We start from the raw sequence: 22,684 nt of genomic DNA, 5'->3' as shown, positions 1-22,684 counted from the left end.
ACAGGGTGGTGCCCGGGCCGGCGCCCGCGCTGGCCCATGTGGCCGCGCCGGTGCAGCCGGCGCTGGCCGCCCAAAGGTCCGCCACGGAGGCCGAGCATGCTGTGGGCCGCCGCCTGCACGCCCGCACCGCCCACTGAGGGCGCGCCAGCCGGCGACCCGCCCGCGCTGGCGGCGCTGTCGCACTGGGCCCTGCAGTTCACGCCGCGCGTGGCGCGGGTGGAGGAGGCGGTGCTGATGGAGCTGCGCGCCAGCCTGCGCCTGTTCGGCGGCGCGGCGGCGCTGCGCGCGCGCATGGCGGCCGAGGCGCTGGAGCTGGGCGCCTGCGCGCTGAGCTGGGGCGCCTCCACCGGGCTGGCCGCGCTGGCCCTGGCGCGCGCGGGGCACGCGGGCTGTACCGAGGCCGACGACGCCGTGGACGCCGCCACGCTGGCCGACAAGCCCGCCGCCGCGCGGCTGTGCGCGCTGCTGGATGGCCTGGCGCTGCACACCCTGAGCGAGGCGCGCGCGCACGTGCCCACGCTGCTGCGCACGGGCTGCAGCACCTTGGGCGGGCTGCGCCGGCTGCCGCGCGGAGGGCTGTCGCGGCGCTTTGGCGGGGAGCTGCTGCAGGCGCTGGACCAGGCCTATGGCCTGCGCCCCGAGGCCTGGCGCTGGTTCACCCTGCCGGAGACCTTCGCCCTGGAGCTGGAGCTGCCCTGGCGCGTGGAGCAGGCTCCCGCGCTGGCGCAGGCCGCGCGGCGGCTGCTGCTGGCGCTGTGCGGCTGGCTGGCGGCACGCCACGGCGGGGCCACGGCTTTCACCCTGTATTGGGCGCATGACGCGATGCGCAGCCGCGCGGCCGGCGCCGGTGGCGAGCTCACCTTGCGCACGGCCGAGCCGACGCGGGACGTGGCCTTCCTGCAGCGGCTGCTGGGCGAGCACCTCCACCGCACCGCGCTGCTGGCGCCCGCGGGCGCGCTGGGCCTGCGGCTGCTGCAGTGGCAGCCGCTGGCAGCGCCCGGCGCCGGGCTGTTGCCGGACGGCCGTGACGAGGGCGAGCCGCTGTCGCAGGTGCTGCAGCGGCTGTCGGCGCGCTTGGGCGAGGAGCGCGTGCGCCGGCCGCTGCTGGTGGCCGACCACCGGCCGGAGTGGATGCAGCGCTGGCTGAGCGTGCAGCAGGGCGCGCCGCGCCCAAGCGCGCTGCCGCCCGCGCAGGCCACGCTGCTGCCGCAGCCCGGTTTCGTGCTGGCGCAACCGCTGCGCCTGGCGCTCAAGGACAACCGGCCCGTCTACCAGGGCCCGCTGCAGCTCGTGGCCGGGCCGCACCGCATAGAGGGCGGCTGGTGGCACCGGCTGGGGGAGGAGCCCGGCCTGGAGCACGGCAGCGCGGGCGGCCAGGGCACGCCGGGCGGGCCAGGCGGCCAGAGCGCCATCGCCAGCGGCCACGTGCAGCGCGACTACTGGCTGGCCTGGAGCCCGCATGCCGGGCTGCTGTGGATCTTCCAGACGCGGCTGGCCGACGAGGCGAGCGCCTGGTATTTGCATGGGAGCTTTGCGTGAGGGGGAGAACAAGGCAGAGGCGCTGCCGCGCGGGAACGACGGGCTCGTCTGTGCAGCGCGTCAGCCAAGGCGCTTCGCTCCCTGTTCCGTCATGCCCGCGAAAGCGGGCATCCACCCCGACCGATGCGCTGGCGCGCAAACCTTGGCTTGCCGTGATGCAGGTACTGGGGCTGCACCTCGGCGCTCGTGGATGCCCGCTTTCGCGGGCATGACGGATGGGGGTGCGCTGCGCATCTGCCCCCGGCGGGTGTCGCTATGGCCGGACTCGTTCCAGAAGGCGCTTGTTCCAAGCGGCATTCGTTCTGGCAGGCGCGCGGTGAGCTTGCCCAGTGCCTGACCGCTCCCCATGCCCCCCAACAACAAAAACACCCTCCCGCCCGGCCTGCCCGCCTACGCCGAGCTCTGGTCCCTCTCCAACTTCAGCTTCCTGCGCGGCGCCAGCCACCCGCAGGAGCTGATCGAGCGCGCTGCCCAACTCGGCTACAGCGCGCTGGCGCTCACGGACGAGTGTTCGCTCGCCGGCATCGTCCGCGCCCACGTCGCGGCCAAGCAGCACAAGCTCAAGCTGCTGGTCGGTGCCCAGTTCCGGCTGCAGGCCGAGGAGGGCGAGGACGCACCGGCCCCCAACGCCGACGACGCCGCCGCCACCCTCGTGCTGCTCGCCTGCAACTTGAACGGCTACGGCAACCTCTGCCAGTTCATCACCCGGCTGCGCCGCGCGGGCGACAAGGGCACTTACGCGCCGCTGCGCCTCTCCAGCCTGGACCCCGATGCCCTGGCCGACTGCCTGGTGCTGGCCGCCCCGTCGCGCGGCGCGGACGTGCCCGCCATCGAAGGCCTGGCCCGCCGCCTGGCCTGGACTTTCACGAACCGCTGCTGGCTGCTGGTGAGCCAACTGCGGCAGGTGGACGACGCCCTCCACCTGGAGCGGCTGCGCGAGGTGGCCGCGCGCACCGGCGTGCCGCTGGTGGCCGCGGGCGACGTGCACATGCACCGCCGCTCGCGCAAGCCGCTGCAGGACGTGCTCACCGCCACGCGGCTGCGCCGCCCGCTCACCCTGTGCGGCTTCGGCCTGCAGCCCAACGCCGAGCGCCACCTGCGCACGCGGCTGAGGCTGGCGCAGACCTGCGCCCCGGAGCTGCTGGCGCAGACGCTGGAGGTGGCCGCGCGCTGCGGCTTCTCCCTGGACGAGCTGCGCTACCACTACCCCGGCGAGCTGGTCCCCGCGGGCCACAGCCCCGCCACCTGGCTGCGCCAGCTCACCTGGGAAGGCGCGGGGCGGCGCTGGCCGGGCGGCATACCGCCGGCGGTGCAGGCGCAGGTAGAGCACGAGCTGGCGCTGATCGGGGAGCTGCGCTACGAGCATTACTTCCTGACCGTGGCCGACATCGTGGAGTTCGCGCGTTCGCGCGGCATCCTCTGCCAGGGCCGCGGCAGCGCGGCCAACTCGGTGGTGTGCTTCTGCCTGGGCGTCACCGAGGTGGACCCCGCGCGCATGAGCCTGCTGTTCGAGCGCTTCATCAGCCGCGAGCGCAACGAGCCGCCGGACATCGACATCGACTTCGAGCACGAGCGGCGCGAGGAGGTCATCCAGTACCTCTACCGCAAGTACGGGCGCGACCGTGCCGCGCTGGCGGCCACCGTCATCACCTACCGCATGCGCAGCGCCGTGCGCGACGTGGGCAAGGCGCTGGGCCTGGCCGACGCCACCGTCGAGGCCCTGGCCCGCGACCACCAGTGGTGGGACGGCGCCCAACTGCGCGCCGAGCGGTTCGCCCAGCTGGGCCTGGACCCCGGCTCGCTGCTCATGCGCCAGTTCACGGCGCTGGTCGATCAGCTCCTGGGCTTTCCGCGCCACCTCTCTCAGCACACGGGCGGCTTCGTGCTGACGCAGGGGCCGCTGTCGCGCCTGGTGCCCATTGAGAACGCCGCCATGGCCGAGCGCACCGTCATCGAGTGGGACAAGGACGACCTGGACGCCGTGGGCCTGCTCAAGGTGGACGTGCTGGCGCTGGGCATGCTCACCGCCCTGCGCAAGGCGCTGGATTTCATCGGCCAGTTGAAGGGCCACGCCTTCGGCCTGCAGGACATCCCGGACGACGATGTCGCCACCTACGACATGGTGTGCCGTGCCGACACGGTGGGCGTCTTCCAGATCGAGAGCCGCGCCCAGCAGGCGATGTTGCCGCGATTGAGGCCGCGCTGCTTCTACGACCTGGTGATCGAAGTCGCCATCGTCCGCCCCGGGCCGATACAGGGCGGCATGGTCCACCCCTTCCTGCGCCGGCGCGAGGGCAAGGAGGCGGTGACCTTCCCCGGCGAGGCCTTGCGGCAGGCGCTGGGCCGCACGCTGGGCGTGCCGGTGTTCCAGGAGCAGGTGATGCAGGTGGCCATCCTGGCCGCGGGCTTCACGGCCGGCGAGGCCGACGCACTGCGCCGCAGCATGGCAGCGTGGCGGCGCAAGGGCGGGCTGGAGCAGTACCACGACAAGATCGTGCGCGGCATGACGCAGCGGGGTTACGACCCGGCGTTCGCCACGGCCATCTTCGAGCAGATCAAGGGTTTTTCGGAGTACGGCTTCCCGGAGAGCCACGCGGCCTCGTTCGCGCTGCTGGTCTACACGAGCTGCTGGATCAAGTGCCGGCACCCGGCGGCCTTTCTGGCGGCCATGCTCAATTCGCAGCCGCTGGGCTTCTACACACCCTGGCAGCTCGTCCAGGACGCGCGGCGGCATGGCGTGGAAGTGCGAGCGGCGGACGTGATGGCAAGTGATTGGGACTGCACGCTGGAGGGGATAGACGCAGAGGCAGGGTCGGACGAAGCGAATAAGGCAGCAGAGGCAGCAAGAGAGAAAGGAGCGGAAGAAGAAAAGGCGGGAAAGAAGGTAGAGGAGGTAGAGGAAAGAGCGGAAGAGGTGCCGCAAGCCGACGACCCATGGCATCCCGACAGCCAAGGCGCTTCGCCCCCCACTTCGTCATCCCCGCGCAGGCGGGGATCCAGGCGGCCCCACGCCGGAGCGCAAGAGCAACGGCAGGCCGCACGAACCCAGGACGCCGCTCACGCCAAAGTGATTTCTCCCGATCCGCTTGGGGGCCGCCTGGATTCCCGCCTGCGCGGGAATGACGGAGTAGGGGGCGGTGCCGGTCAGCGCACGGCAAACGCTTTGCAAGCCTGCAAGCGCTGCAGTGGACCCGACGACCCCGTCAGTCCCACCGGCCCAAGCCGCCCAAGCAAGCCCGCCGTGCGCCTGGGCCTGCGCATGGTGGCGGGCCTGAGCCAGGAGGCGGCCATGCGCATCGCCCAGGCCCGCGCGCTGTGCCCCTTTGATGACGTGGAAGACCTTGCCCGCCGCGCCCGGCTGGATGCGCGCGACATCCGCCTGTTGGCCGGCGCCGACGCGCTGATGAGCCTGGCCGGGCACCGCCGCCAGCAGCTGTGGGAAGCGGCGGCGTGGACCACGCCGCCGGCACTGCTGGGCGACGCGCCGGTGAACGAAGACTTCATCGAGCTGCCGCCCGCCCCGGAGGGCGAGGAGATCGTCTTCGACCACGCCGCCACGGGCCTGACCCTGCGCCGCCACCCGCTGGCGCTGCTGCGCCCGCTGCTGGAGGAGCGGCGCCTGCTGTCCGCGGCGCAGTTGCTGGCGCAGCCGCACGGCCGACTGGTGCGCGCCTGTGGCCTGGTGACGCTGCGCCAGCAGCCCGGCACGGCCAAGGGCGTGGTGTTCGTGACCCTGGAGGACGAAACCGGCGTAGTGCAGGTGGTGTGCTGGAAGCGCATCCGCGAGCGCCAGCGCGAAGTTTTATTGCGCTCGCGGCTGCTGGCGGTTTATGGGCGGTGGCAGAGGGAAGGGGAAGTTTGCGCCTTGGTCGCCGGGCACCTTTTGGACCTGACCGGGCTGCTGGGCAGGTTTGTGGCGGGGAGCCGGGATTTCAGGTGAGGGGAAATATGTTCGAACGGGAATTTTAAGTAGAGAAAAATCTGGTTTTTCTGAAAATAATTTGCTTTAACTCAAATGTTTCTCGTTTTATTGCGGCAACGGCTGGTTGCGTGGAATAGTTGTCACTCAAATCTGTCGAATGGCATTTCGAGGCTGTTGAGTGCGGTATGAATATTTCCGTGGGTCTGTGAAGTGAGAATTACAAGTAAACCAATGAAAACTCCTTTGAAATTCCTGGCTGCCTTTTTCATCAGCGCATCGTCAATTGCCGTGCAGGCCAGATCGCCCACGGATGAGCCATGCCAGTATTCCGTGAGCAGGCCGATTCCTTTTGCTGCTCCCACGGCGCAAGACCGGCTCACGGTCAGCATCGGGCCGGGCCCATGCCATTTGGCCAGGCTGTCCATTACCGTCATGTCCGACCAGGGCAAACTGCTGTACAGCTACGCGTCACCCTTGTCGCCTCACATCGGCATGGATATCAACCATCCACAGTGGGCCACGGAGGCACGCCGCTTTGCGGACGACACCGTGGCCTATACGCTGGTCAGGAAAAATGACCGCCCCGTGCCCAAGGCGCGCTCCGTGGCGGAAGAGGGCGACCCGATATTCAAGGTCTCGCTCAATATCTACAAACGCCTCATGGCCAGTGGCCAGCCCATGCTTTACCACTCGACCTATTATGAAGGCGGTCAATACGTGGTTTTCGATCCGGAGATTGGCAAGGCGCGCGTGGTGGCTGAATCCGGGCTTTGACGAAAGAATAAGGCGGACTGTTGGGCCGTGCCATGATTTTCCGGGCGATGCGCAGTGACGTGAAACTGCTGGCGCTGCGCGCGCTGCCGACCCCGGGCGGCGGCTTCCGGTTGTTCCTGCGCCGGGTGTGAGCCTGGGGCGGCTCTCCGGCGCTCAGGCGCCGGGCTGCACCGGGCCGTCCGCCGCCAGCGGCAGCGCCGCGACCAGGACCCGGCCCAACCCGTGCGGGTGCGCCTGCGCCCACAGCCGTCCGCCGTGCAGCTCGATGACGAGCCGCGCCAGCGACAGGCTCACGCCCGGCGCCTGGTCGGCACTGTGCAGCAGGTCGTCCTCGGGGCGCGGAGGCTGAAGGCCGTCCTGCGGCAGCCCGCCGGCGTGCTCGGCCACGGTGGCCATGGCACTGCCGCCGCGGCCGTGCACGGCCAGGCTGATCTGCGCGCCGGCCGAGGGCGCACGGCGCGAGGCCTCCTGCAGCAGCGCCGTGAGCGCCTGGGCCAGCCGCGGCGCGTCGCCCTCCACCCACATGGCGCTTGGGCCGGCGTCCACGTGCAGCGACTGCTCGTGAGCGGACAGCAAGGGCTGGGCCGCGGCGGCGGCCGCCTCGGCCACGGACTGCAGGCTCAAGCGCTCGCGGTGCAGCGGCAACTGGCCGGCGCGGGCGCGGGCCAGGTCGTCCACCTCGTCCATCAGCCGCATGAGGTGGCTGAGCTGCCGGTCTATGAGCGGGTTGACCTGCGCGGCCAGCGCGTCCTGGCTGCCCTTGACCCGCTGCAGCAGCGAAAAGCCGCTGCGCAGCGAGGCCAGCGGGTTGCGCAGCTCATGGGCCAGCGAAGAAAGGAAACGGGTGCGAAAGCGCCGTTCCTCGTCGAGCTGCGCCAGCGCGGCCTGCAACTGCTGGTGCACGTCCGGCGGCTGCGCGGCGGGCGCGGCGCAAACGTCTGGGTCGTCGGCCTCGGCTTGATTCATGTCGGCATCCCGCGGGCGGTGTCTGTGGTGATGCGCTGCGCCAGGCTCCTCGTGCAGGTCCTGCGCGCGGCAGCCCATGCGCCAGGACCGCGGGAGGCTAGCACCGGCCAGGCGCATGCCCGGGCGGGCACGGCGCAGGAATCCGCACGCACCGCCAACTCCCACCGGAAAGCGCGGCGCCATGGCGTGCAGGCCCTTGGGCCGCCGGGGCAAAACTCGCGGCCCCGGTGGGTCAATTCACCCAGCCGCCGCAGCACTGCGCCGCCAAGGCCTTGATTTCATGGGCGCCGGCCGCTGGCACGCCTCCAGCAAGCCGCCATGCGTCTGTGCCGCAGACGGCAGCACGCCGCTTGGGCGCGGGCCGACGCAGGCAACTTGTGCAAGGAGGTCTGGGCATGGGCCGGTGGCGCCGGGCTGGCGAAGTGGACGCGCTCGCGGCGCAGGCCCGGCCGCGCAAGGTGTAATGCCGCCATGACAGCTCCCGCATTTCTCGCGGCCCTTTGGGCGCCGTTGCAGCTGGCCGGCCGGCTCAACCTGCTGCACCGCTTCTCGCTGGTGAGCTTCATCGCGGTGGCGCTGGTGAGCGTGGCGCAGGCCGCGCTGCTGGCGCGCTACATCGAGAGCCAGTTGCTGCGCCACGACGCCGAGCTCAGCCGCCAGCTCGTCCAGAGCATCGTGGACACGCAGGGCGTGCAGGACTATTTCGAGCGCGGCGAGGCGTCGGGCTCGCGCGCGGGCTTCGAGGAGTTCTTCGGCCACATCGCTGCCATGCCTGACGTGCTGCGCGCCAACGTCTGGGGGCCGGATGCGCGGGTGCTGTGGTCCAGCGACCCGGCGCTCATCGGCCGGCGCTTCGAGCACAACGACGAGCTGGAGGAGGCGCTGCAGGGCCACACCGTCGTCCACCGCGGCCAAGTTTCCGGCGACCAGCCCGTGGGCAAGGCCGAGCACGAGCGGCTGGCGCGCACGCAGACCCATTTCGTGGAGAACTACCTGCCCGTCTACCCCAGCGCCATGGACGCGGGCCCGCCCATCGGCGTGGTGGAGCTGTACCGGCTGCCCAGCAGCCTCAACGCCGTGCTGCGCAGCAGCGCGCTCATGGTGTGGGCCAGCGCCATTGCCGGCGGCGTGGTGCTGTACCTGTCCACGCTGGGGCTGGTGCGCCGCGCCAGCCGCCTCATGCAGCAGCAGCGCGCGCGCATGGTGGAGGCCGAGGCGCTGGCGCTGGTGGGGGAGATTGCCGCCTCCGTGGCGCACAGCATCCGCAACCCGCTGGCCTCCATACGCTCCGGCGCGGAGCTGCAGGTGGAATTGGGCGCGGAGGCGCCGGGCGAGATCGCGCGCGAGACCGTGGCGCACGTGGACCGCATCGAGCACTTGGTGCGCACGCTGCTGAGCTACACCCGCCAGCCCGGCGAGGTGCAGGGCACGGCCGAGGTGGCGCCGGCGCTGCGCGAGGCGGCCGAGCGCTTCGCTCCGAGCTTCAGCGCGCAGGGCAAGCAGTTCACCTTCGAGGCCGGCGCCGCGCTGCCGCCGGTGCACGGCGAGGCCGTGGTGCTGGTGCAGCTCGTCAACTCGCTGCTGGCCAATGCGCTGGAGGCCACCGCCGCGGGCGACCGCGTGGTGCTGCGCGCCTGTACCGAGGGCGATCACGTCGTGGTCGAGGTCACCGACAGCGGCCCCGGCATAGAGGCCCAGCGGCTGGTGGACGTGTTCAAACCCTTCCACACCAGCAAGCCTCGCGGCCTGGGCATGGGGCTGGCGCTGGTCAAGCGCGCGCTGCAGCGCCTGGGCGGCGACGTGGACATCGACAGCCGTCCCGGCTGCACGCGGGCACGCATGCGGCTGCGGCGCGCGGACACCGTGCAAGGAGAAACGCCATGGCGCAGGCCATCCTGATCATCGAGGACGAAACGGCGCTCGCGCGCAACCTGAGCGTCTACCTGCAGCGCGCGGGCTGCGAGGTGCGCGTGGCCGGCTCGGCGCTGGAAGGTTTCGCCCTGCTGGAGGACTTCAAGCCCGGCGTCGTCCTGCTGGACCACAACCTGCCCGGCATGAGCGGGCTGGAGGCGCTCAAGCGCCTGCGCGCCGCGGACGCGGGCATGCACGTGGTGATGATGACGGGCCACGGCAGCCTGGAGCTGGCGGTGGAAGCCATGAAGGCCGGCGCGGCGGATTTCCTGACGAAGCCGCTGGTGCTGGGCGAGGTGAAGCTGCTGCTGGAGCGGCTCACGCGGCAGGACCGGCTGGAGCAGGCCGTCGACTACTACCGCGCCCGCGAGGCGCGCGACAGCGGGCTGGACAAGATCGTGGGCGACTCCCCGCCCATGCGCGCGATGAAGCAGACGCTGCGCACGCTGCTGGAGGCCGAATCAAGGCTGCAGGACGGCGAGCTGCCCGCCGTGCTGGTGGTCGGCGAGACGGGCACCGGGAAGGAATTGGTCGCCCGCGCCCTGCACTTCGACGGGCCGCGCAGAAGTAAACCCTTCGTGGAGCTGAACTGCGGGGCCTTGCCGCCGCAACTGGTGGAGGCGGAGCTGTTCGGCTACGAGCGCGGCGCCTTCACCGACGCGCGCCAGCGCAAGGTGGGGCTGCTGGAGACGGCCGGGGACGGCAGCGTGTTCCTGGACGAGATCGGCGAGGCCGAGCTGTCCACGCAGGTGAAGCTGTTGAAGCTGCTGGAGGACCGCCGCATGCGCCGCCTGGGTGGCCTGCGCGACACGCCGGTGACGGCGCGCGTGATCAGCGCCACCAACCGGCCGCTGGAGGACATGGTGCGCGAGGGGCGCTTCCGGGCGGACCTGTACTTCAGGTTGCGCATCGTGGAGCTGCGCGTGCCGCCGCTGCGCGAGCGCGGCGAGGACATCGTGCAGCTGGCGCGCCATTTCCTGGCGCTGCACGGGGCGCGCTACCGCAAGCCGGGCCTGGCGCTGACGGCCGAGGCCGAGGCCGCGCTGCGCCGCCACACCTGGCCGGGCAACGTGCGCGAGCTGCGCAACGCCATGGAGCAGGCCGTGCTGGTGGCGCAGGACACGGCCGTCACGCCCGCGCTGCTGCACCTGGCGCCGCAGGCGCTGGCGCCTTCGCTGTCGGCGGGGATGTCCGCGGGCCTGGGGCTGGCGGACGAGGAGCTGAACCTGGAGCGCATGGAGCGCCACCTCATCGAGCAGGCGATGCAGCGCAGCGCCCACAACGTCAGCGCCGCGGCGCGGCTGCTGGGCATCTCGCGCGACACGCTGCGCTACCGGCTGGAGCGGCTGCAGGGGCGGGAGACGGCGGCGTGAGGAAGCTGCAGGCCCCAGGCGCAGCCGTCCGCCCACAAAAAAAGGCCGGCGAAACCGCCGGCCTCAAAGTGCCGCCGCCCTGGAAGGTGGCGGCGGGGGAAGGATCAGCCTATGCGCACGGGCACGAAGATGCGGCTGTCGCCGCGCTGTATGAGCAGCGCCACCGACTTGTCGGACTTGGCCACGGCCTCGCGCACCTGCTCCACGCTCTTGACCGGCGTGCCGTTGATGGCCACCAGCACGTCGCCGGGCTGCACGCCGGCGCGCGCCGACGGGCCGGAGGACTGCTCCACCACCAGCCCGTTGGTGACGCCGCTGCCGCGCAGCTCCTGCGGCTGCAGCGGGCGCAGCGCCAGGCCCAATTTCGCCTGCTGGCCGGGGGCGGCCTGTTCGGCCTCGGCCACCTTGGCCGGCTTCTCGGCGGCGTCGCCGAGCTTGGCGCTGATCTCCTCGCGCTTGCCGTGGCGCCACACCTCCAGCGCCACCTTCTCGCCCGGGCGGGACTGGCCGATGACGGCGGGCAGGTCGCCGGAGGAGACGATGGCCTGGCCGTCCACCTTGCGGATGACGTCGCCCACCTGCAGCCCCGCCTTGTCGGCTGGGCCGCCGGGGTCCACGCTGGCCACCAGGGCGCCTTCGGGGCGGTCGAGCTTGAAGGAGTCGGCCAGGCTCTGGTTGACCTCCTGGATCGCCACGCCCAAGCGCGCGTGGCTGGCCTTGCCGGTGGCCACGATCTGCTCCTTGACCTTGGTGGCCAGCTCTATGGGGATGGCGAAGGACAGGCCCATGTAGCCGCCGGAGCGGCTGTAGATCTGCGAGTTGATGCCCACCACCTCGCCGCGCGCGTTGAAGAGGGGCCCGCCGGAGTTGCCGGGGTTGATGGCCACGTCGGTCTGGATGAAGGGCACGTAGCCGTCGTCCGGCAGCGAGCGGCCCTTGGCGCTGACCACGCCCACGGTGACGCTGTTCTCGAAGCCGAAGGGCGAGCCCATGGCCGCCACCCATTCACCCGGGCGCAGCTCGCGCGTGCTGCCCAGCGGGACGACGGGCAGATCCTTGGCGTTGATCCTGATGACGGCGACGTCGGTCTTGGGGTCCTCGCCCAGCACCTTGGCCTGGAACTCGCGCCGGTCGGTGAGCTTGACCGTCACTTCCTTGGCGCCGTGGACGACGTGGGCGTTGGTGAGGATGACGCCGTCGGCGCTGACGATGAAACCGGAGCCCTGACCGCGCATGGGCTGCTGCTGGGCGCGCGGGTTGGGCGCGGCGAAGCCCGGCGGGCCGAAGCGGCGGAAAAACTCGTAGAAGGGATCGTTCGGGCTCATGCCCGGGGGCATGGCGCCCTGCGGCGCGGCGGCCTGGTCCTCGTCCTCGTCGTTGCTGGCCGAGCGCATGCCGGTGACGGTGATGTTGACGACGGCGGCGCCGTGGCGCTCGGCGATCTGCGAGAAGTCCGGCGCGCCGGCGACGGGCGCGATGGGCGCGGCGGCCACGGCCGCGGTGGAAGCGGTGTTGGCGGGGATGGCCGCGCCCGCGTGGTGGCTGCTGATGAAGGTGGCGCCGGCGCCGCCGATCACGCCGGCCGCCAGCAGCGACAGCGTCAGCCGGGCAGGGGAGAGGGAAACGGTGCTCATGGATCGCACTCCTCGAACAGGTTTGTCGTTTGACATGCAACCAATGTGGGGCAAGGCGCTTAGATGGCACTTAAGCACCTGCCCCGGCGCGCCGGACGCCGCTTGCGCTACTTGAGCTTGGCCGTGAAGCCGCCGATGAGCGGGTAGTAGCCGTTGAGCGAGCGGCGGAAAGTGCCGGCGATTTCGGTGGCGCCCGGTCCGTAAAAGCGGCCCGCCACTTCCACGCCTTGCGCGGGATCGCTGCACGAGAAGCTGCCGTCGGCGCGGTTCACCGATGCCTTGCATTGCACGGCCGCCGTGAGCCAGCCCGGCGCGTCGGCCCAAAACGCGCCGTTCTCTTCCTGCAACGGGTGCAGGCGGGCGCTGAGTGCACCGAACTCCTTGGGCTGCACCGTGACGGTGACCGTCCGTTTGGCAGCATCGAACACCGCCTTGGCCGTGCCATACGGTGCGTCGAAGTAATTCCAGTTGGGGGTCAACCAGTACATGCCGGCCAGGCCGCCGTACTGCTTGGAGCCGCTGGCGGGCAGGTCGGTGCCCAGCGTGGCACTGCCCCATGCAAAGCCGCCCCAGATCACCGGGCGCCCCGAGAAGTAGCCGCCGGACAAACGGGCGCCGTGGTAGGACCAGAGCGTGAAGCTCGAATACTTGGCGCCTATGGACGACAGGTCGTGGCTCACGATCCAGCGGGAACTGGTGACGCCGAGGTTCTGGTCGATGACGGGATCGAAGCTGTAGTGGCGAGTGACGGATACGCCAGCGAAGGTGTGCTTGGACTTCGTGGCGACGGGATACGTCATGGGCGCGTTCAAGGCGACCCCGTTGATGGGACTGGTCGCGTTCTTGATCAGGAATCCCGCCCGGTGCACCACCGTGCCGCCCAGCCCGTTGACGCTGATGCCAGGCGTCATGACGGTGGCCGGCACCGTCTTGGCGATGCCATCGCTGCCCACCGTCTCAGGCCCGGAATAAACCATGCTTACCAGGCCGGGCAGCGCCGTTCCCTTGAGGGTGGAAATGGCGGCATACACCGGCGCTGCCGCCTGGGCCTGTTCCCGCATTGCCGGCGACCCGGTGGCTGCTGCGGTGGGTTCAGAAGCATCGCCACCGCCGCCGCAGGCCGTGAGGCCCAACATCCCGGCTCCCAGCATGCCGGCTAGGCACAGGCGCTGAGCTTGATCTTTCATGGGGTCCCCCTTGCCTTTATTTTGACAATCACTTTGTCACAAAAGGTTGCATTTTAGGGGTGCCTCACGGCGATCCGAGCCGTGTTTGACGTCCACGGCGGCATAAGGCCGCCTGCCTACCCATCCGCCCGGCGGCAGCGGGACCTAGCCGCGTGCGGCGAAACGCACTTCCACTTTCAGGCCGCCCAGCCGCTGCGACTGCCCAAGCCGCAGCGCCGCCCCATGCAGCTCGGCAATCGCCTTGACGATGGCCAGCCCCAGGCCGCTGCCCGGCGCCTCGGTGCCGGGCACGCGGTGAAAGCGGTCGAGCACGCGCTCGCGCTCCTCCTCGGCAATGCCCGGGCCGCTGTCCTCCACGGCCAGCAGCAGCGACGCGCCCTCGCGGCGCACCGTGAGGTCCACCGTGCCGCCTTCGGGCGAGTACTTCAGCGCGTTGTCCAGCAGGTTGCGCATGAGGATGCGCAGCGCCTCGGCGTGGCCGTCCACCTCGCCCGCGTCGGCCTGGGGCACGCCCAAATCCATGCCGCGTGCCTGCGCGGCGGGCATGGCGTCGGCCACGGCCATGCGCGCCACTTCGGCCAGCGCCACGGGCTGCGCCGGCACGGCAGCCGCTCCGGCCTGGTGGCGGGCCAGCACCAGAAGCTGCTCCACCAGCCGCGTGGCGCGGTCTATGCCGGCGTTCAGCCGCTGCGCGGCGCGCTCGCGCGCGGCGTCGTCGCCCGCGCGCTGCAGGCCCTGCACCTGCAGCTTGAGCGCGGCCAGCGGCGAGCGCAGCTCGTGCGCCGCGTCGGCCACGAAGCTCTTCTGCGCCTCGAAAGCCTGCCGCACGCGCGCAAACAGCAAGTTCAGCTCGTTGACCAGGGGACGAATTTCGTCGGGCAAATCATGCGCGCCGACCTCGCTCAAGTCGTCGGCCTGACGCGCGGCCACCTGGCGGCGCACGCGCTGCACGGGCGCCAGCGAGCTGCTGACCACGGCCCAAGCCACCAGCATGAGCAGCGGCGCCAGCACCACGATGGGCGCCACGGTGCGCAGTGCCAGGTTGCGCGCCATCTCGCGGCGCACGGCCATGTCCTGCGCCACCTGCACCACCTGCGAGCGCGTCTGCAGCGAGAAGACGCGGTAGATCGTGCCCTGCGCCTTTACGTCGGAAAATCCCAGCACGGCGCGCTGCGGCAGCGCGGCGCGGCGGGCGGACTGGAAGACGCGCAGCCCGTCGGCCGTCCACACCTGCACCATGAACTCGAAGTTCTCGGCCTCGTCCACATCCACGTCCGGCGGCAGCGCGCCGCGCGCGGTCAGCCCCGGGCGCAGCGCCAGGGCCGTTTGCTGCATGTGGTAGTCGAAGATCTGGTCGGCCTCGGCGCGCGCCGTGCCGTAGGCCACCACGCCCTGCGCCAGTGCCGACACCACGATGGCCACCAGCAGCAGCCCCAGCAGCCGCGTGCGCAGGGAATGCTGCAAGGAAGACGCCCGCATGGCCGCAGCCTCCTTCACGCCTTGGGCACCATGTAGCCCAGGCCGCGCACGTTCAGGATGAGCTCCGCGCCCAGCTTCTTGCGCAGGCCGTGGATGTAGACCTCCACGGCGTTGGAGCTCACGCCGTCCTTCCAGCCGTAGAGCTTTTCCTCCAGTTGCGTGCGCGACAGCACCATGCCCGGACGCGCGATCAGCGGCTCCAGCACGGCCCATTCGCGCGCGGACAGCACCACCGGCTGCCCGCCCACCGTGGCCTCGCGCGTGGCCGGGTCGAGCGCCACGCCCAGGTGCTCGTACACGGGCTCGGCGCGGCCCGCGGCGCGGCGCAGCAGGGCACGTATGCGCGCGAGCATCTCGTCGAGGTCGTAGGGCTTGAGCAGGTAGTCGTCGGCGCCCGCATCCAGGCCCTCGATGCGCTGGGCCACGGCGTCGCGCGCGGTGGTGATCAGGACGGGCGTGCGGTCCTTGCGGGCGCGCATGCCGCGCAGCACCTCCAGGCCGTCGCGCCGCGGCAGGCCCAGGTCCAGCAGCACCAGGTCGTAGGTTTGGGTGCGCAGCGCCGTTTCGGCCATCTCGCCGTCCTTGACCCAGTCCACGGCGTAGTGCTCGGCGCGCAGCAGGTCCAGCACGGCCTCGCCGATCATCGTGTCGTCTTCCACCAGCAGCAGGCGCATCTCTACAAGGTCTCCGTTCAGCGAATCAACGCATCAGCGCCTGAGCGCTTGAGCAAACCACGGCCGCAAGTGTGCCCGGCGGGCCTCAGGCCCAGTCGTCGCCGCCGTCATCGAATTCGCCCCCGTCGCCCAGCATGTCGCCGCCGAGCAGGGAGCCGCCGCTGGCGAGCGGATCGTTGGCCGGGTCCAGGAAGTCGTTGCCGCTGATGGCGTCCAGCGGCGCCTGCATGTCGCCGGACAGCAGCCCTGCGCTGCCGCCCTGGTCCAGCAGGCCGTTGGAGGCCTGGCCGCCACCGTGGCTGTGGAACAGCGAGTCCAGCCCGTGAAAGAGCAGGCTGCCGCCCAACACGCCGGCACCCACGGCCGCGGCGTTGCGCAGGAAACCGCCCGCGGCAGAAGGTGCGGCGCTGGTGGATACGCCCTGGCCGTAACCCGGGAGATTGCCCAGAGTCGGCCCGGTATTCACCCCGGGCTGCCAGCCGCCGGATGGCGCCGCGGACGGGCGCTGCGACGCCTGGACCGCGGAAGGCACGGGCTGCGAGGGCTCGTAGCCCGCACTGGCCTGGTAGGGGTTGTGCGGCTGGGCTGGGTCCTGCGCTTGTGAGCGGGCCTGGCGCAGTTGTTCCAGCTCGGCCTGGGCGCGTTCCAGCGCGAGCTCCAGCATGAGGGTGCGCTGCATCAGCAGGTAGGGCGCGTCGGGGCGCACCTTCAGCAGCGCAGCCAGCTCCAGGGCGGCGTCCTCGTCCTGCGGCGCCTCGGCCTGGCGGGCCAGCCGCGTGACCAGACGCGCGACGCGAAGTTTTTCCTCTGCATTCATGAAAAGGTCTCCTGGTGGTGATTGCGCCGGAGGCGCCGCCGGTGCGGCGGCAAGGCGTCAGCGTGGTCCAATTTAGGGAGCAACCCTTAGGCCCTGCTGAATCCCGGTGTGTCTCCAACGCATGCAATCCCCCTTGGGAGGGACGCCAATCCCCCTATCATGTCCTTGATAACCCTAGAGGAGAGGTTCACTCATGGCACAGGCCGGCACGCAGGTCACCACACAACTGCTCAATGCCCACGAAGCCGAGGTGCTGCAGCAGTGGCTGCAGCAGCTCAAGGAGGACGGGGCGTTGCAAAGCGGCCGCATACGCGAAGGTGAGTTGCAGACGCAATGCAGCCAGTTCCTGCGGTTGCTGCGCGATGCGTTGAGCGGCGGCACACACGACATCGACTCTTCCGCCTTCGCCGCGGTGCGCGACCTGCTGGCCGACATCTCGGCCTCGCGGGCCACGCAGGGCTTTTCCCCGCGCGAGACCACCCTCTTCATCTTCTCGCTCAAGCAGCCGCTGTTCGACGTGTTCACGCGCCACGGCGGCGCCGACGCGCAGGCCACGCTGCAGGCCAATTGGAGCCTGGGGCTGCTGCTGGACAAGCTGGGCCTCTACACCATGGAGGGCTACCAGAAGACGCGCGAGGAGCTGATCGTGCGCCAGCAGCAGGAGATCGCCGAGCTCTCCACGCCCGTGATCAAGCTGTGGGACGGCATCCTGGCGCTGCCGCTCATCGGCACGCTGGACAGCCAGCGCACGCAGGTGGTGATGGAGAACCTGCTGGAGTCCATCGTCCAGCAAAGCGCGGGCATCGCCATCATCGACATCACCGGCGTGCCCACGGTGGACACGCTCACCGCGCAGCACCTGCTCAAGACGGTGGCCGCGGCGCGGCTCATGGGGGCCGACTGCATCATCAGCGGCATACGGCCGCAGATCGCGCAGACCATGGTGCACCTGGGCGTGGAGCTGGACGTGGTGTCCAAGGCCACGCTGGCCGACGCCTTCGCGCTGGCGCTCTCGCGCCAGGGCCGCACGGTGGCCAAGCGGCGCGCGGCGGACGTCCCGGCCGGCTTCAATGCCCACCAGGGCTGAGCCCATGGAGCGCATTCCAATACTGAAGCTCGGCAACGTGCTGCTGGTCACCATCCAGGTGGACATGCACGACGAGCTGGCCTCCGCGCTGGAGGAGGACCTCACCCAGCGCATCGTCGCCGTGGGCGCGCGCGGCGTGCTCATAGACATCTCGGCGCTGGAGATCGTGGACAGCTTCATGGGCCGCATGCTGGACAACATCGCCTCGGTGTCGCGCATCCTGGATGCGGACACGGTGGTGGTGGGCATGCGCCCGGCCGTGGCCATCACGCTGGTGGAGCTGGGCCTGTCCCTGCACGGCGTGAAGACCGCGCTCAACGTGGACAAGGGGCTGGCGCTGATCGCCACGTCCGCCCGCCACGCCTGGCGCGGTGCCGGCGACGAAGATGATGACGGCAGTGACTGACCGCCTCGACATCCGAAGCTCCGAGGACGTGGTGAGGGTGCGCCAGCGCGTGCGCGCGCTCGCCGTGGAGGCGGGGCTGAGCCTGGTGGACCAGACCAAGATCGTCACCGCCGCCAGCGAGCTCGCGCGCAACACGCTGGACTACGGCGGCGGCGGCGCGGTGAGCGTGGAGCTCGTCACGGTCCCGCGGCGCGGCGTGCGGCTGTGCTTCGAGGACCAGGGCCAGGGCATCCCCGACATCAACGCCGCGCTGCGCGACGGGTTCACCACCGGCGGCGGCCTGGGGCTGGGGCTGGGCGGGGCCAAGCGGCTGTCCAGCGAGTTCGCCATCGAATCCACGCCCGGCCAGGGCACGCGCGTGACCATCGCGCGCTTCAAGTAAGCCGACGCGTACAAAGGCGCGCAAGGCGCAAAAGGCGCAACAAGCGCAATAGGCGGATTGCATGTTCGAAGTGATGGTCAACGACTCCAGCGCGGTGGCCGAGGCGCGCCGGCGTGCCGTGGCCGCCGGCGCGGCGCTGGGTTTCGACGAGGTGCGTGCCGGGCAACTGGCCATCGTCGCCACGGAGCTGGGCACCAACCTCATCAAGCACGGCGGCGGCGGGCGGCTGCTGGTGGGCTGCGGCAGCGACCACATCGACCTCCTGGCCCTGGACAAGGGCCCGGGCATGGCCGACGTGCCGCGCTGCCTGGCCGACGGCTATTCCTCCGCCGGCACCGCCGGCAACGGCCTGGGTGCCGTGCGCCGCCTGGCCCAGGCATTTCACGTCGCCTCCTGGCCGGCCAAGGGCACGGTGGTGATGGCCTGCCTTTCGCGCAAGGGGGAAAGCGCCTGCGAGCCGCGGCAGGAGGATGCCGTGGGCGGCGTGTGCATCGCCAAGCCCGGTGAGCAGGCCTGCGGCGACGCCTGGGCCGCGCACGATGCGGCCGACGGCTGCCGCATCGTTTTCATGGTCGATGGCCTGGGCCACGGCACCGAGGCGGCCGTTGCCGCCAACGAGGCCGTGGCGCAGTTCCAGCGCAGCCGCCACGAGCCGCCCGCGCAGATCATCCAGGCCGTGCACCAGGCGCTGCGCCACACGCGCGGCGGTGCCGTGGCCGTGGCGCGCATGGACCCGGCCAGCGGCACGGTGGCCTTCGCCGGGCTGGGCAACATCGCCGCCAGCGTCGTCGTCCCCGGGGGCGCTGCGCGGCGCATGGTCTCGCACAACGGCACGGCCGGACACAACGCGCGAAAAATCCAGGCGTTTGATTACCCCTGCGCGCCGGGCGGCGTGCTGGTCATGCATTCGGACGGCCTGTCCAGCGGCTGGTCGCTGGACGCCTACCCCGGCCTGGCCCGCATGCACCCGCTGCTGGGAGCCGCCGTGCTCTACCGCGACTTCGCGCGCGGGCGCGACGACGCGACGGCGGTGCTGGCGCGCATGCCCGTCGTGAAGGGAGCCCTGCCATGAACCGAACGCTGGCGCGGCTGTCCGTGGCCGCCGCCGCCGACGTGGTGCTGGCGCGCCAGGGAGCGCACCGCGTGGCCGAGCGGCTCGGGCTGGACCGCCAGGCGCAGACGCGCATCGCCACCGCCGTCTCCGAGATCGCGCGCAACGCCTTCGCCCACGCCGGCGGCGGCGAGGTGGAGTTCGCCGTGGACGCCCCGGCGCAGCCGCAGCACCTGTGCGTGACGGTGTCGGACCAGGGCCGCGGCATCGACGACCTGGAGGCGCTGCTCTCCGGTGCACGCAGCTTCGCCCCGGGCCGCGGCACGGGGTTGCCCAGCGCGCGGCGGCTGGTGGATCGCTTCGAGATCGAGTCCACGCCCGCGGGCACCACGGTGCGGCTGTGGCAGCGCATTCCGCGCGCAGCCGGGGCGCGGCTCACGGCGGCGGCGCTGCAGTCCATAGGCGCGGGCCTGGGCGGCGCGCGCGCGGACCCGCTGGTGGTGCTGCACGAGCAGAACCAGGAGCTGATCGAGAGCCTCACGGACCTGCAGGAGCGCCAGGTCGAGACGCAGCGCCTCAACCGCGAGCTGGAGGAAACCAACCGCGGCGTGGTGGCGCTGTATTCGGAGCTGGACCAGAAGGCCGAGCAGTTGCGCAGCGCCAGCGACATGAAGTCGCGCTTTCTCTCGCACATGAGCCACGAGTTCCGCACGCCGCTGAACTCCATCCTGGCGCTCTCAAGGCTGCTGACGGACGGCGTGGACGGCGAGCTCAACAGCGAGCAGCAGCGCCAGGTGGAGTACATCCGCCGCTCGGCCCAGGGGCTGCTGGACATGGTCAACGACCTGCTGGACCTGGCCAAGGTCGAGGCCGGCAAGCTCGACATCCGCGCCGCCGACTTCACCGTGGACGCGCTGTTTGCCGGGCTGCGCGGCTCGCTCAAGCCGCTGCTGGTCAACCCGGCGGTGGACCTGTTTTTCGACGACCCGGCCGGCCTGCCGGTGCTGCATGCCGACGAGGCCAAGGTCGCGCAGGTGCTGCGCAACCTGATCTCCAACGCCCTGAAATTCACGCAGCAGGGCCAGGTGCGCGTGGCCGTGCGGCACGACGCCACGGCCGCGCGCATGGTGTTCACGGTGCGGGACACGGGCATAGGCATCGCGCCGCAGCACCAGCAGTACGTGTTCGAGGAGTTCAAGCAGGTCGAGGGCGTGCTGCAGCGCGGCGGCACGGGCTTGGGGCTGCCGCTGTCGCGCCGCCTGGCGCAGCTCATGGGCGGGGACGTGACGCTGCTGGAGAGCGCCGTGGGCGCGGGCTCCACCTTCGAGCTGTTCCTGCCCGTGCGCTACGGGCAGTTTGCCGCCACCTCTTCGCAGGGGCAGGGCACGCCGGATGCTGCGCAGCTGGTGGTGATCGATGACGAAGAAGCATTCCGGTACGTCATCCGCCACATCGCGCAGGACGCGGGGCTGCGCGTGCTGGAGGCGGGCGACGGTGAGGTGGGGCTGCAACTGGTGCGCGACAGCCGCCCCGACTTGGTGATCCTGGACCTTCACATGCCCAGGCTGGACGGCTTCGGCGTGCTGCAAGCCCTGGCCGGCGACGAGCACTTGCGCGCCACGCCGGTGGTGGTGTGCACTTCGCAGTCGCTGTCGCTGGACCAGAAGCGCGCGCTGGCCGCGGCCTATGCCATCGTTCCCAAGCACGATGTCTCGCGCGAAGGGCTGACCACGCTCATCCAGGACATCGTCAGTCAAGGCAGGAGGACCGCATGACCGCCAACAGCAGCCCTGCCGCCTCCGTGGGCGGCAACGCACGGGCCACCATCCTCAACGTCGACGACACCGAGGCCGCGCGCTACGCCAAGAGCCGCAGCCTGCGCCATGCGGGCTTTGACGTGGCCGACGCCGTCAGCGGCCGCGACGCGCTGGCGCAGATGGAGGCACGGCGCCCGGCGCTGGTGCTGCTGGACGTGAGGCTGCCGGACATCGACGGCATCGAGGTGTGCCGCCAGATCAAGCAGCGCTGGCCGACGACCATGGTGCTGCAGACCTCGGCCACCTTCACCAGCGCCGCGGACCGCGCGCGGGGCCTGGAAGGCGGTGCCGACTCCTACCTGATACAGCCCATAGACCCGGACGAGCTGGTCGCGGCCGTGCGGGCGCTGCTGCGGCTGCATGACGCCGAAAGCAGCACGCGCCAGCTCAACGAGACGCTGGAGCGCCGCATCGAGGAGCGCACCCGCGCGCTGCACCAGGCCAACGTGCGGCTGCTGGAGCAGATCGCGCAGCGCGAACGCGCCGAGGCCGTGCTGGTGCAGTCGCAGAAGATGGAAGCCATTGGCCAGCTCACCGGCACCATGGCGCACGACTTCAACAACATCCTGGCGTCCATGGTGGGCTACATCCACCTGGTGCAGCGCATGGCGGGCGACGCCAAGATCAGCGCGCTGCTGGACAAGGCGCTGGCCGCCGCCGAGCGCGGCAAGCAGCTCACGCTGCGGCTGCTGGCGTTTTCGCGCAGCAACGACCTCGTGACCGGCCCCACCGACGTGCGCACGCTGCTGCTGGGCATGCGCGACTGGCTCAGGCAGGCGGTGGAGAGCGCCATCGCGCTGGACATCGCCGTGCAGGAGGGTGGCGAGCTGGTTGCCGTGACCGATGCCAACCAGTTGGAGCTGGCGCTGCTGAACCTGGTGCTCAACGCCAAGGACGCGATGCCCGCGGGCGGCAGCATCCACATCGACGCCCGCGCGCGCGAGCTGGGCGAGGCCGATGGCGATCTCCCGGCCGGCGCCTACGTCGTCATCACGGTGGCCGACACCGGTGTGGGCATGCCCGCGGAGGTGCTGGCCAAGGCCTTCGACCCGTTCTTCACCACCAAGCCCGTTGGGCGGGGTACGGGCCTTGGGCTGGCGCAGGTGGCCAACGTGGCGCGGCTGTCGCGCGGCGGGGCGCGCCTTGCCAGCGAGCCGGGGCAGGGCACGCAGGTGTCGCTGTGGCTGGCCGCGGGCAGCGGGGCGGCGTTGGGCGCGTTGGCCGAGCGGGAGATGCCGCTGAACCTGGCCGGGCGGGGCGAGCGAATCCTGGTGGTGGACGACGAGCCCGACATCCGCCGCACCATGGCCGAGCTGCTGCGCGGCAACGGCTACGAGGTGCTGAGTGCGGCCGAGGGCGGCGCGGCGCTCACGGCCTACGCGGATTTCAATCCGCAAGTGGTGCTGCTGGACCTTGGGCTGCCCGGCATGAGCGGCATAGAGGTCGCGCGGCGGCTGCGCGCGCTGCAGCCGGAGCTGCCCATCGTCTTCGTGAGCGGCCACGCCGAGCGCGAGCTGCTGTGGACGGCCGTGCCCGGCGTGCGGCTGCTGCGCAAACCCTTCCAGAGCGAGGGGCTGTACGCGGAGGTGCGGCGCTGCCTGGACGACAGCGCCGGCGCGGCAGGAGACTGAAGGCGTTGCGCGGCCCGGTGCTTGTATGCCCGCG

General features: G+C 71.0%; 18 protein-coding genes. 11 read left to right on the top strand and 7 right to left on the bottom strand.

The window, feature by feature from the left end; genetic code table 11:
• The first annotated feature begins 96 nt into the window (after window positions 1-96).
• On the top strand, window positions 97-1,539 hold the full coding sequence (locus tag SM757_RS24755; protein WP_322467440.1) for a Y-family DNA polymerase: 1,443 nt from the start codon (window positions 97-99) through the stop codon (window positions 1,537-1,539).
• A 346-nt stretch (window positions 1,540-1,885) separates the two neighbouring features.
• Entirely contained in the window at window positions 1,886-5,479 is a 3,594-nt protein-coding gene (locus SM757_RS24750; RefSeq protein WP_322467439.1) for an error-prone DNA polymerase, read from the top strand.
• A gap of 122 nt (window positions 5,480-5,601) precedes the next feature.
• Here SM757_RS24750 and SM757_RS24745 read toward each other — a convergent pair whose 3' ends face one another.
• On the bottom strand, window positions 5,602-5,886 hold the full coding sequence (locus tag SM757_RS24745; protein ID WP_322467438.1) for a hypothetical protein: 285 nt from the start codon (window positions 5,884-5,886) through the stop codon (window positions 5,602-5,604).
• A gap of 7 nt (window positions 5,887-5,893) precedes the next feature.
• On the opposite strand from SM757_RS24745, the gene SM757_RS24740 reads away from it, so the two are divergent.
• Window positions 5,894-6,235 carry a hypothetical protein gene (locus tag SM757_RS24740; protein ID WP_066333137.1) on the top strand — a complete coding sequence of 114 codons (342 nt, stop codon included), beginning with the start codon at window positions 5,894-5,896 and terminating at the stop codon, window positions 6,233-6,235.
• Between the two features lie 153 nt (window positions 6,236-6,388).
• Here the strand turns inward: SM757_RS24740 and SM757_RS24735 are convergent, their stop codons facing one another.
• Window positions 6,389-7,201 carry a sensor histidine kinase gene (locus SM757_RS24735; RefSeq protein WP_322467437.1) on the bottom strand — a complete coding sequence of 271 codons (813 nt, stop codon included), beginning with the start codon at window positions 7,199-7,201 and terminating at the stop codon, window positions 6,389-6,391.
• Between the two features lie 471 nt (window positions 7,202-7,672).
• Here SM757_RS24735 and SM757_RS24730 point away from each other — a divergent pair, with 471 nt between their 5' ends.
• Both SM757_RS24730 and SM757_RS24725 read left to right on the top strand, forming a co-directional pair.
• Complete coding sequence (locus SM757_RS24730; RefSeq protein WP_322467436.1) at window positions 7,673-9,100, top strand: sensor histidine kinase; 1,428 nt, start codon at window positions 7,673-7,675, stop codon at window positions 9,098-9,100.
• Window positions 9,082-10,485, top strand: coding sequence for a sigma-54-dependent transcriptional regulator (locus SM757_RS24725; protein ID WP_322467435.1), 1,404 nt, complete (start codon window positions 9,082-9,084; stop codon window positions 10,483-10,485). Before SM757_RS24730 ends, SM757_RS24725 begins: the two co-directional genes overlap by 19 nt.
• A gap of 104 nt (window positions 10,486-10,589) precedes the next feature.
• Here the strand turns inward: SM757_RS24725 and SM757_RS24720 are convergent, their stop codons facing one another.
• From SM757_RS24720 to SM757_RS24700, 5 genes are all read right to left on the bottom strand, one after another.
• Window positions 10,590-12,119, bottom strand: coding sequence for a DegQ family serine endoprotease (locus SM757_RS24720; protein WP_322467434.1), 1,530 nt, complete (start codon window positions 12,117-12,119; stop codon window positions 10,590-10,592).
• 107 nt (window positions 12,120-12,226) lie between these two features.
• Window positions 12,227-13,306, bottom strand: coding sequence for a transferrin-binding protein-like solute binding protein (locus SM757_RS24715; protein ID WP_322467433.1), 1,080 nt, complete (start codon window positions 13,304-13,306; stop codon window positions 12,227-12,229).
• 144 nt (window positions 13,307-13,450) lie between these two features.
• On the bottom strand, window positions 13,451-14,785 hold the full coding sequence (locus tag SM757_RS24710; protein ID WP_322467432.1) for an ATP-binding protein: 1,335 nt from the start codon (window positions 14,783-14,785) through the stop codon (window positions 13,451-13,453).
• Window positions 14,786-14,799: 14 nt separating this feature from the next.
• A complete protein-coding gene (locus SM757_RS24705; RefSeq protein WP_066333150.1) occupies window positions 14,800-15,459 on the bottom strand; it encodes a response regulator transcription factor in 660 nt (219 codons plus the stop codon).
• Window positions 15,460-15,544: 85 nt separating this feature from the next.
• Window positions 15,545-16,276, bottom strand: coding sequence for a DUF2076 domain-containing protein (locus SM757_RS24700; protein ID WP_322467431.1), 732 nt, complete (start codon window positions 16,274-16,276; stop codon window positions 15,545-15,547).
• Between the two features lie 193 nt (window positions 16,277-16,469).
• On the opposite strand from SM757_RS24700, the gene SM757_RS24695 reads away from it, so the two are divergent.
• From SM757_RS24695 to SM757_RS24670, 6 genes are all read left to right on the top strand, one after another.
• Entirely contained in the window at window positions 16,470-17,363 is an 894-nt protein-coding gene (locus tag SM757_RS24695; RefSeq protein ID WP_066333155.1) for an STAS domain-containing protein, read from the top strand.
• A gap of 4 nt (window positions 17,364-17,367) precedes the next feature.
• Window positions 17,368-17,769 (top strand): STAS domain-containing protein, encoded by a 402-nt coding sequence (locus SM757_RS24690; RefSeq protein WP_066333160.1) that lies wholly within the window; start codon window positions 17,368-17,370, stop codon window positions 17,767-17,769.
• Window positions 17,753-18,151, top strand: coding sequence for an ATP-binding protein (locus SM757_RS24685; RefSeq protein ID WP_084267248.1), 399 nt, complete (start codon window positions 17,753-17,755; stop codon window positions 18,149-18,151). Before SM757_RS24690 ends, SM757_RS24685 begins: the two co-directional genes overlap by 17 nt.
• Before the next feature lie 61 nt (window positions 18,152-18,212).
• Window positions 18,213-19,223: a SpoIIE family protein phosphatase gene (locus SM757_RS24680; RefSeq protein WP_066333166.1), complete on the top strand. Its 1,011-nt coding sequence runs from the start codon at window positions 18,213-18,215 to the stop codon at window positions 19,221-19,223.
• Window positions 19,220-20,977, top strand: a complete 1,758-nt coding sequence (locus SM757_RS24675) for an ATP-binding response regulator (RefSeq protein ID WP_322467430.1) — start codon at window positions 19,220-19,222, stop codon at window positions 20,975-20,977. Before SM757_RS24680 ends, SM757_RS24675 begins: the two co-directional genes overlap by 4 nt.
• Window positions 20,974-22,650 (top strand): response regulator, encoded by a 1,677-nt coding sequence (locus SM757_RS24670; protein WP_066333172.1) that lies wholly within the window; start codon window positions 20,974-20,976, stop codon window positions 22,648-22,650. Before SM757_RS24675 ends, SM757_RS24670 begins: the two co-directional genes overlap by 4 nt.
• Window positions 22,651-22,684 lie beyond the last annotated feature (34 nt).

Origin of the sequence: Azohydromonas lata, from assembly GCF_034427735.1 — a bacterium.
GTDB classification, from domain to species: domain Bacteria; phylum Pseudomonadota; class Gammaproteobacteria; order Burkholderiales; family Burkholderiaceae_C; genus Azohydromonas; species Azohydromonas lata.
This window is presented reverse-complemented; position numbering and strand designations above follow the sequence as displayed.

Excerpts from the sequence above, each read along its gene's own strand:
- SM757_RS24755 (WP_322467440.1), top strand. The coding sequence starts at position 97 with ATGCTGTGGGCCGCCGCCTGCACGCCCGCACCGCCCACTGAGGGCGCG.
- SM757_RS24750 (WP_322467439.1), top strand. The coding sequence starts at position 1,886 with ATGCCCCCCAACAACAAAAACACCCTCCCGCCCGGCCTGCCCGCCTAC.
- SM757_RS24745 (WP_322467438.1), bottom strand. The coding sequence starts at position 5,886 with ATGGACAGCCTGGCCAAATGGCATGGGCCCGGCCCGATGCTGACCGTG.
- SM757_RS24740 (WP_066333137.1), top strand. The coding sequence starts at position 5,894 with ATGTCCGACCAGGGCAAACTGCTGTACAGCTACGCGTCACCCTTGTCG.
- SM757_RS24735 (WP_322467437.1), bottom strand. The coding sequence starts at position 7,201 with ATGAATCAAGCCGAGGCCGACGACCCAGACGTTTGCGCCGCGCCCGCC.
- SM757_RS24730 (WP_322467436.1), top strand. The coding sequence starts at position 7,673 with ATGACAGCTCCCGCATTTCTCGCGGCCCTTTGGGCGCCGTTGCAGCTG.
- SM757_RS24725 (WP_322467435.1), top strand. The coding sequence starts at position 9,082 with ATGGCGCAGGCCATCCTGATCATCGAGGACGAAACGGCGCTCGCGCGC.
- SM757_RS24720 (WP_322467434.1), bottom strand. The coding sequence starts at position 12,119 with ATGAGCACCGTTTCCCTCTCCCCTGCCCGGCTGACGCTGTCGCTGCTG.
- SM757_RS24715 (WP_322467433.1), bottom strand. The coding sequence starts at position 13,306 with ATGAAAGATCAAGCTCAGCGCCTGTGCCTAGCCGGCATGCTGGGAGCC.
- SM757_RS24710 (WP_322467432.1), bottom strand. The coding sequence starts at position 14,785 with ATGCGGGCGTCTTCCTTGCAGCATTCCCTGCGCACGCGGCTGCTGGGG.
- SM757_RS24705 (WP_066333150.1), bottom strand. The coding sequence starts at position 15,459 with ATGCGCCTGCTGCTGGTGGAAGACGACACGATGATCGGCGAGGCCGTG.
- SM757_RS24700 (WP_322467431.1), bottom strand. The coding sequence starts at position 16,276 with ATGAATGCAGAGGAAAAACTTCGCGTCGCGCGTCTGGTCACGCGGCTG.
- SM757_RS24695 (WP_066333155.1), top strand. The coding sequence starts at position 16,470 with ATGGCACAGGCCGGCACGCAGGTCACCACACAACTGCTCAATGCCCAC.
- SM757_RS24690 (WP_066333160.1), top strand. The coding sequence starts at position 17,368 with ATGGAGCGCATTCCAATACTGAAGCTCGGCAACGTGCTGCTGGTCACC.
- SM757_RS24685 (WP_084267248.1), top strand. The coding sequence starts at position 17,753 with ATGACGGCAGTGACTGACCGCCTCGACATCCGAAGCTCCGAGGACGTG.
- SM757_RS24680 (WP_066333166.1), top strand. The coding sequence starts at position 18,213 with ATGTTCGAAGTGATGGTCAACGACTCCAGCGCGGTGGCCGAGGCGCGC.
- SM757_RS24675 (WP_322467430.1), top strand. The coding sequence starts at position 19,220 with ATGAACCGAACGCTGGCGCGGCTGTCCGTGGCCGCCGCCGCCGACGTG.
- SM757_RS24670 (WP_066333172.1), top strand. The coding sequence starts at position 20,974 with ATGACCGCCAACAGCAGCCCTGCCGCCTCCGTGGGCGGCAACGCACGG.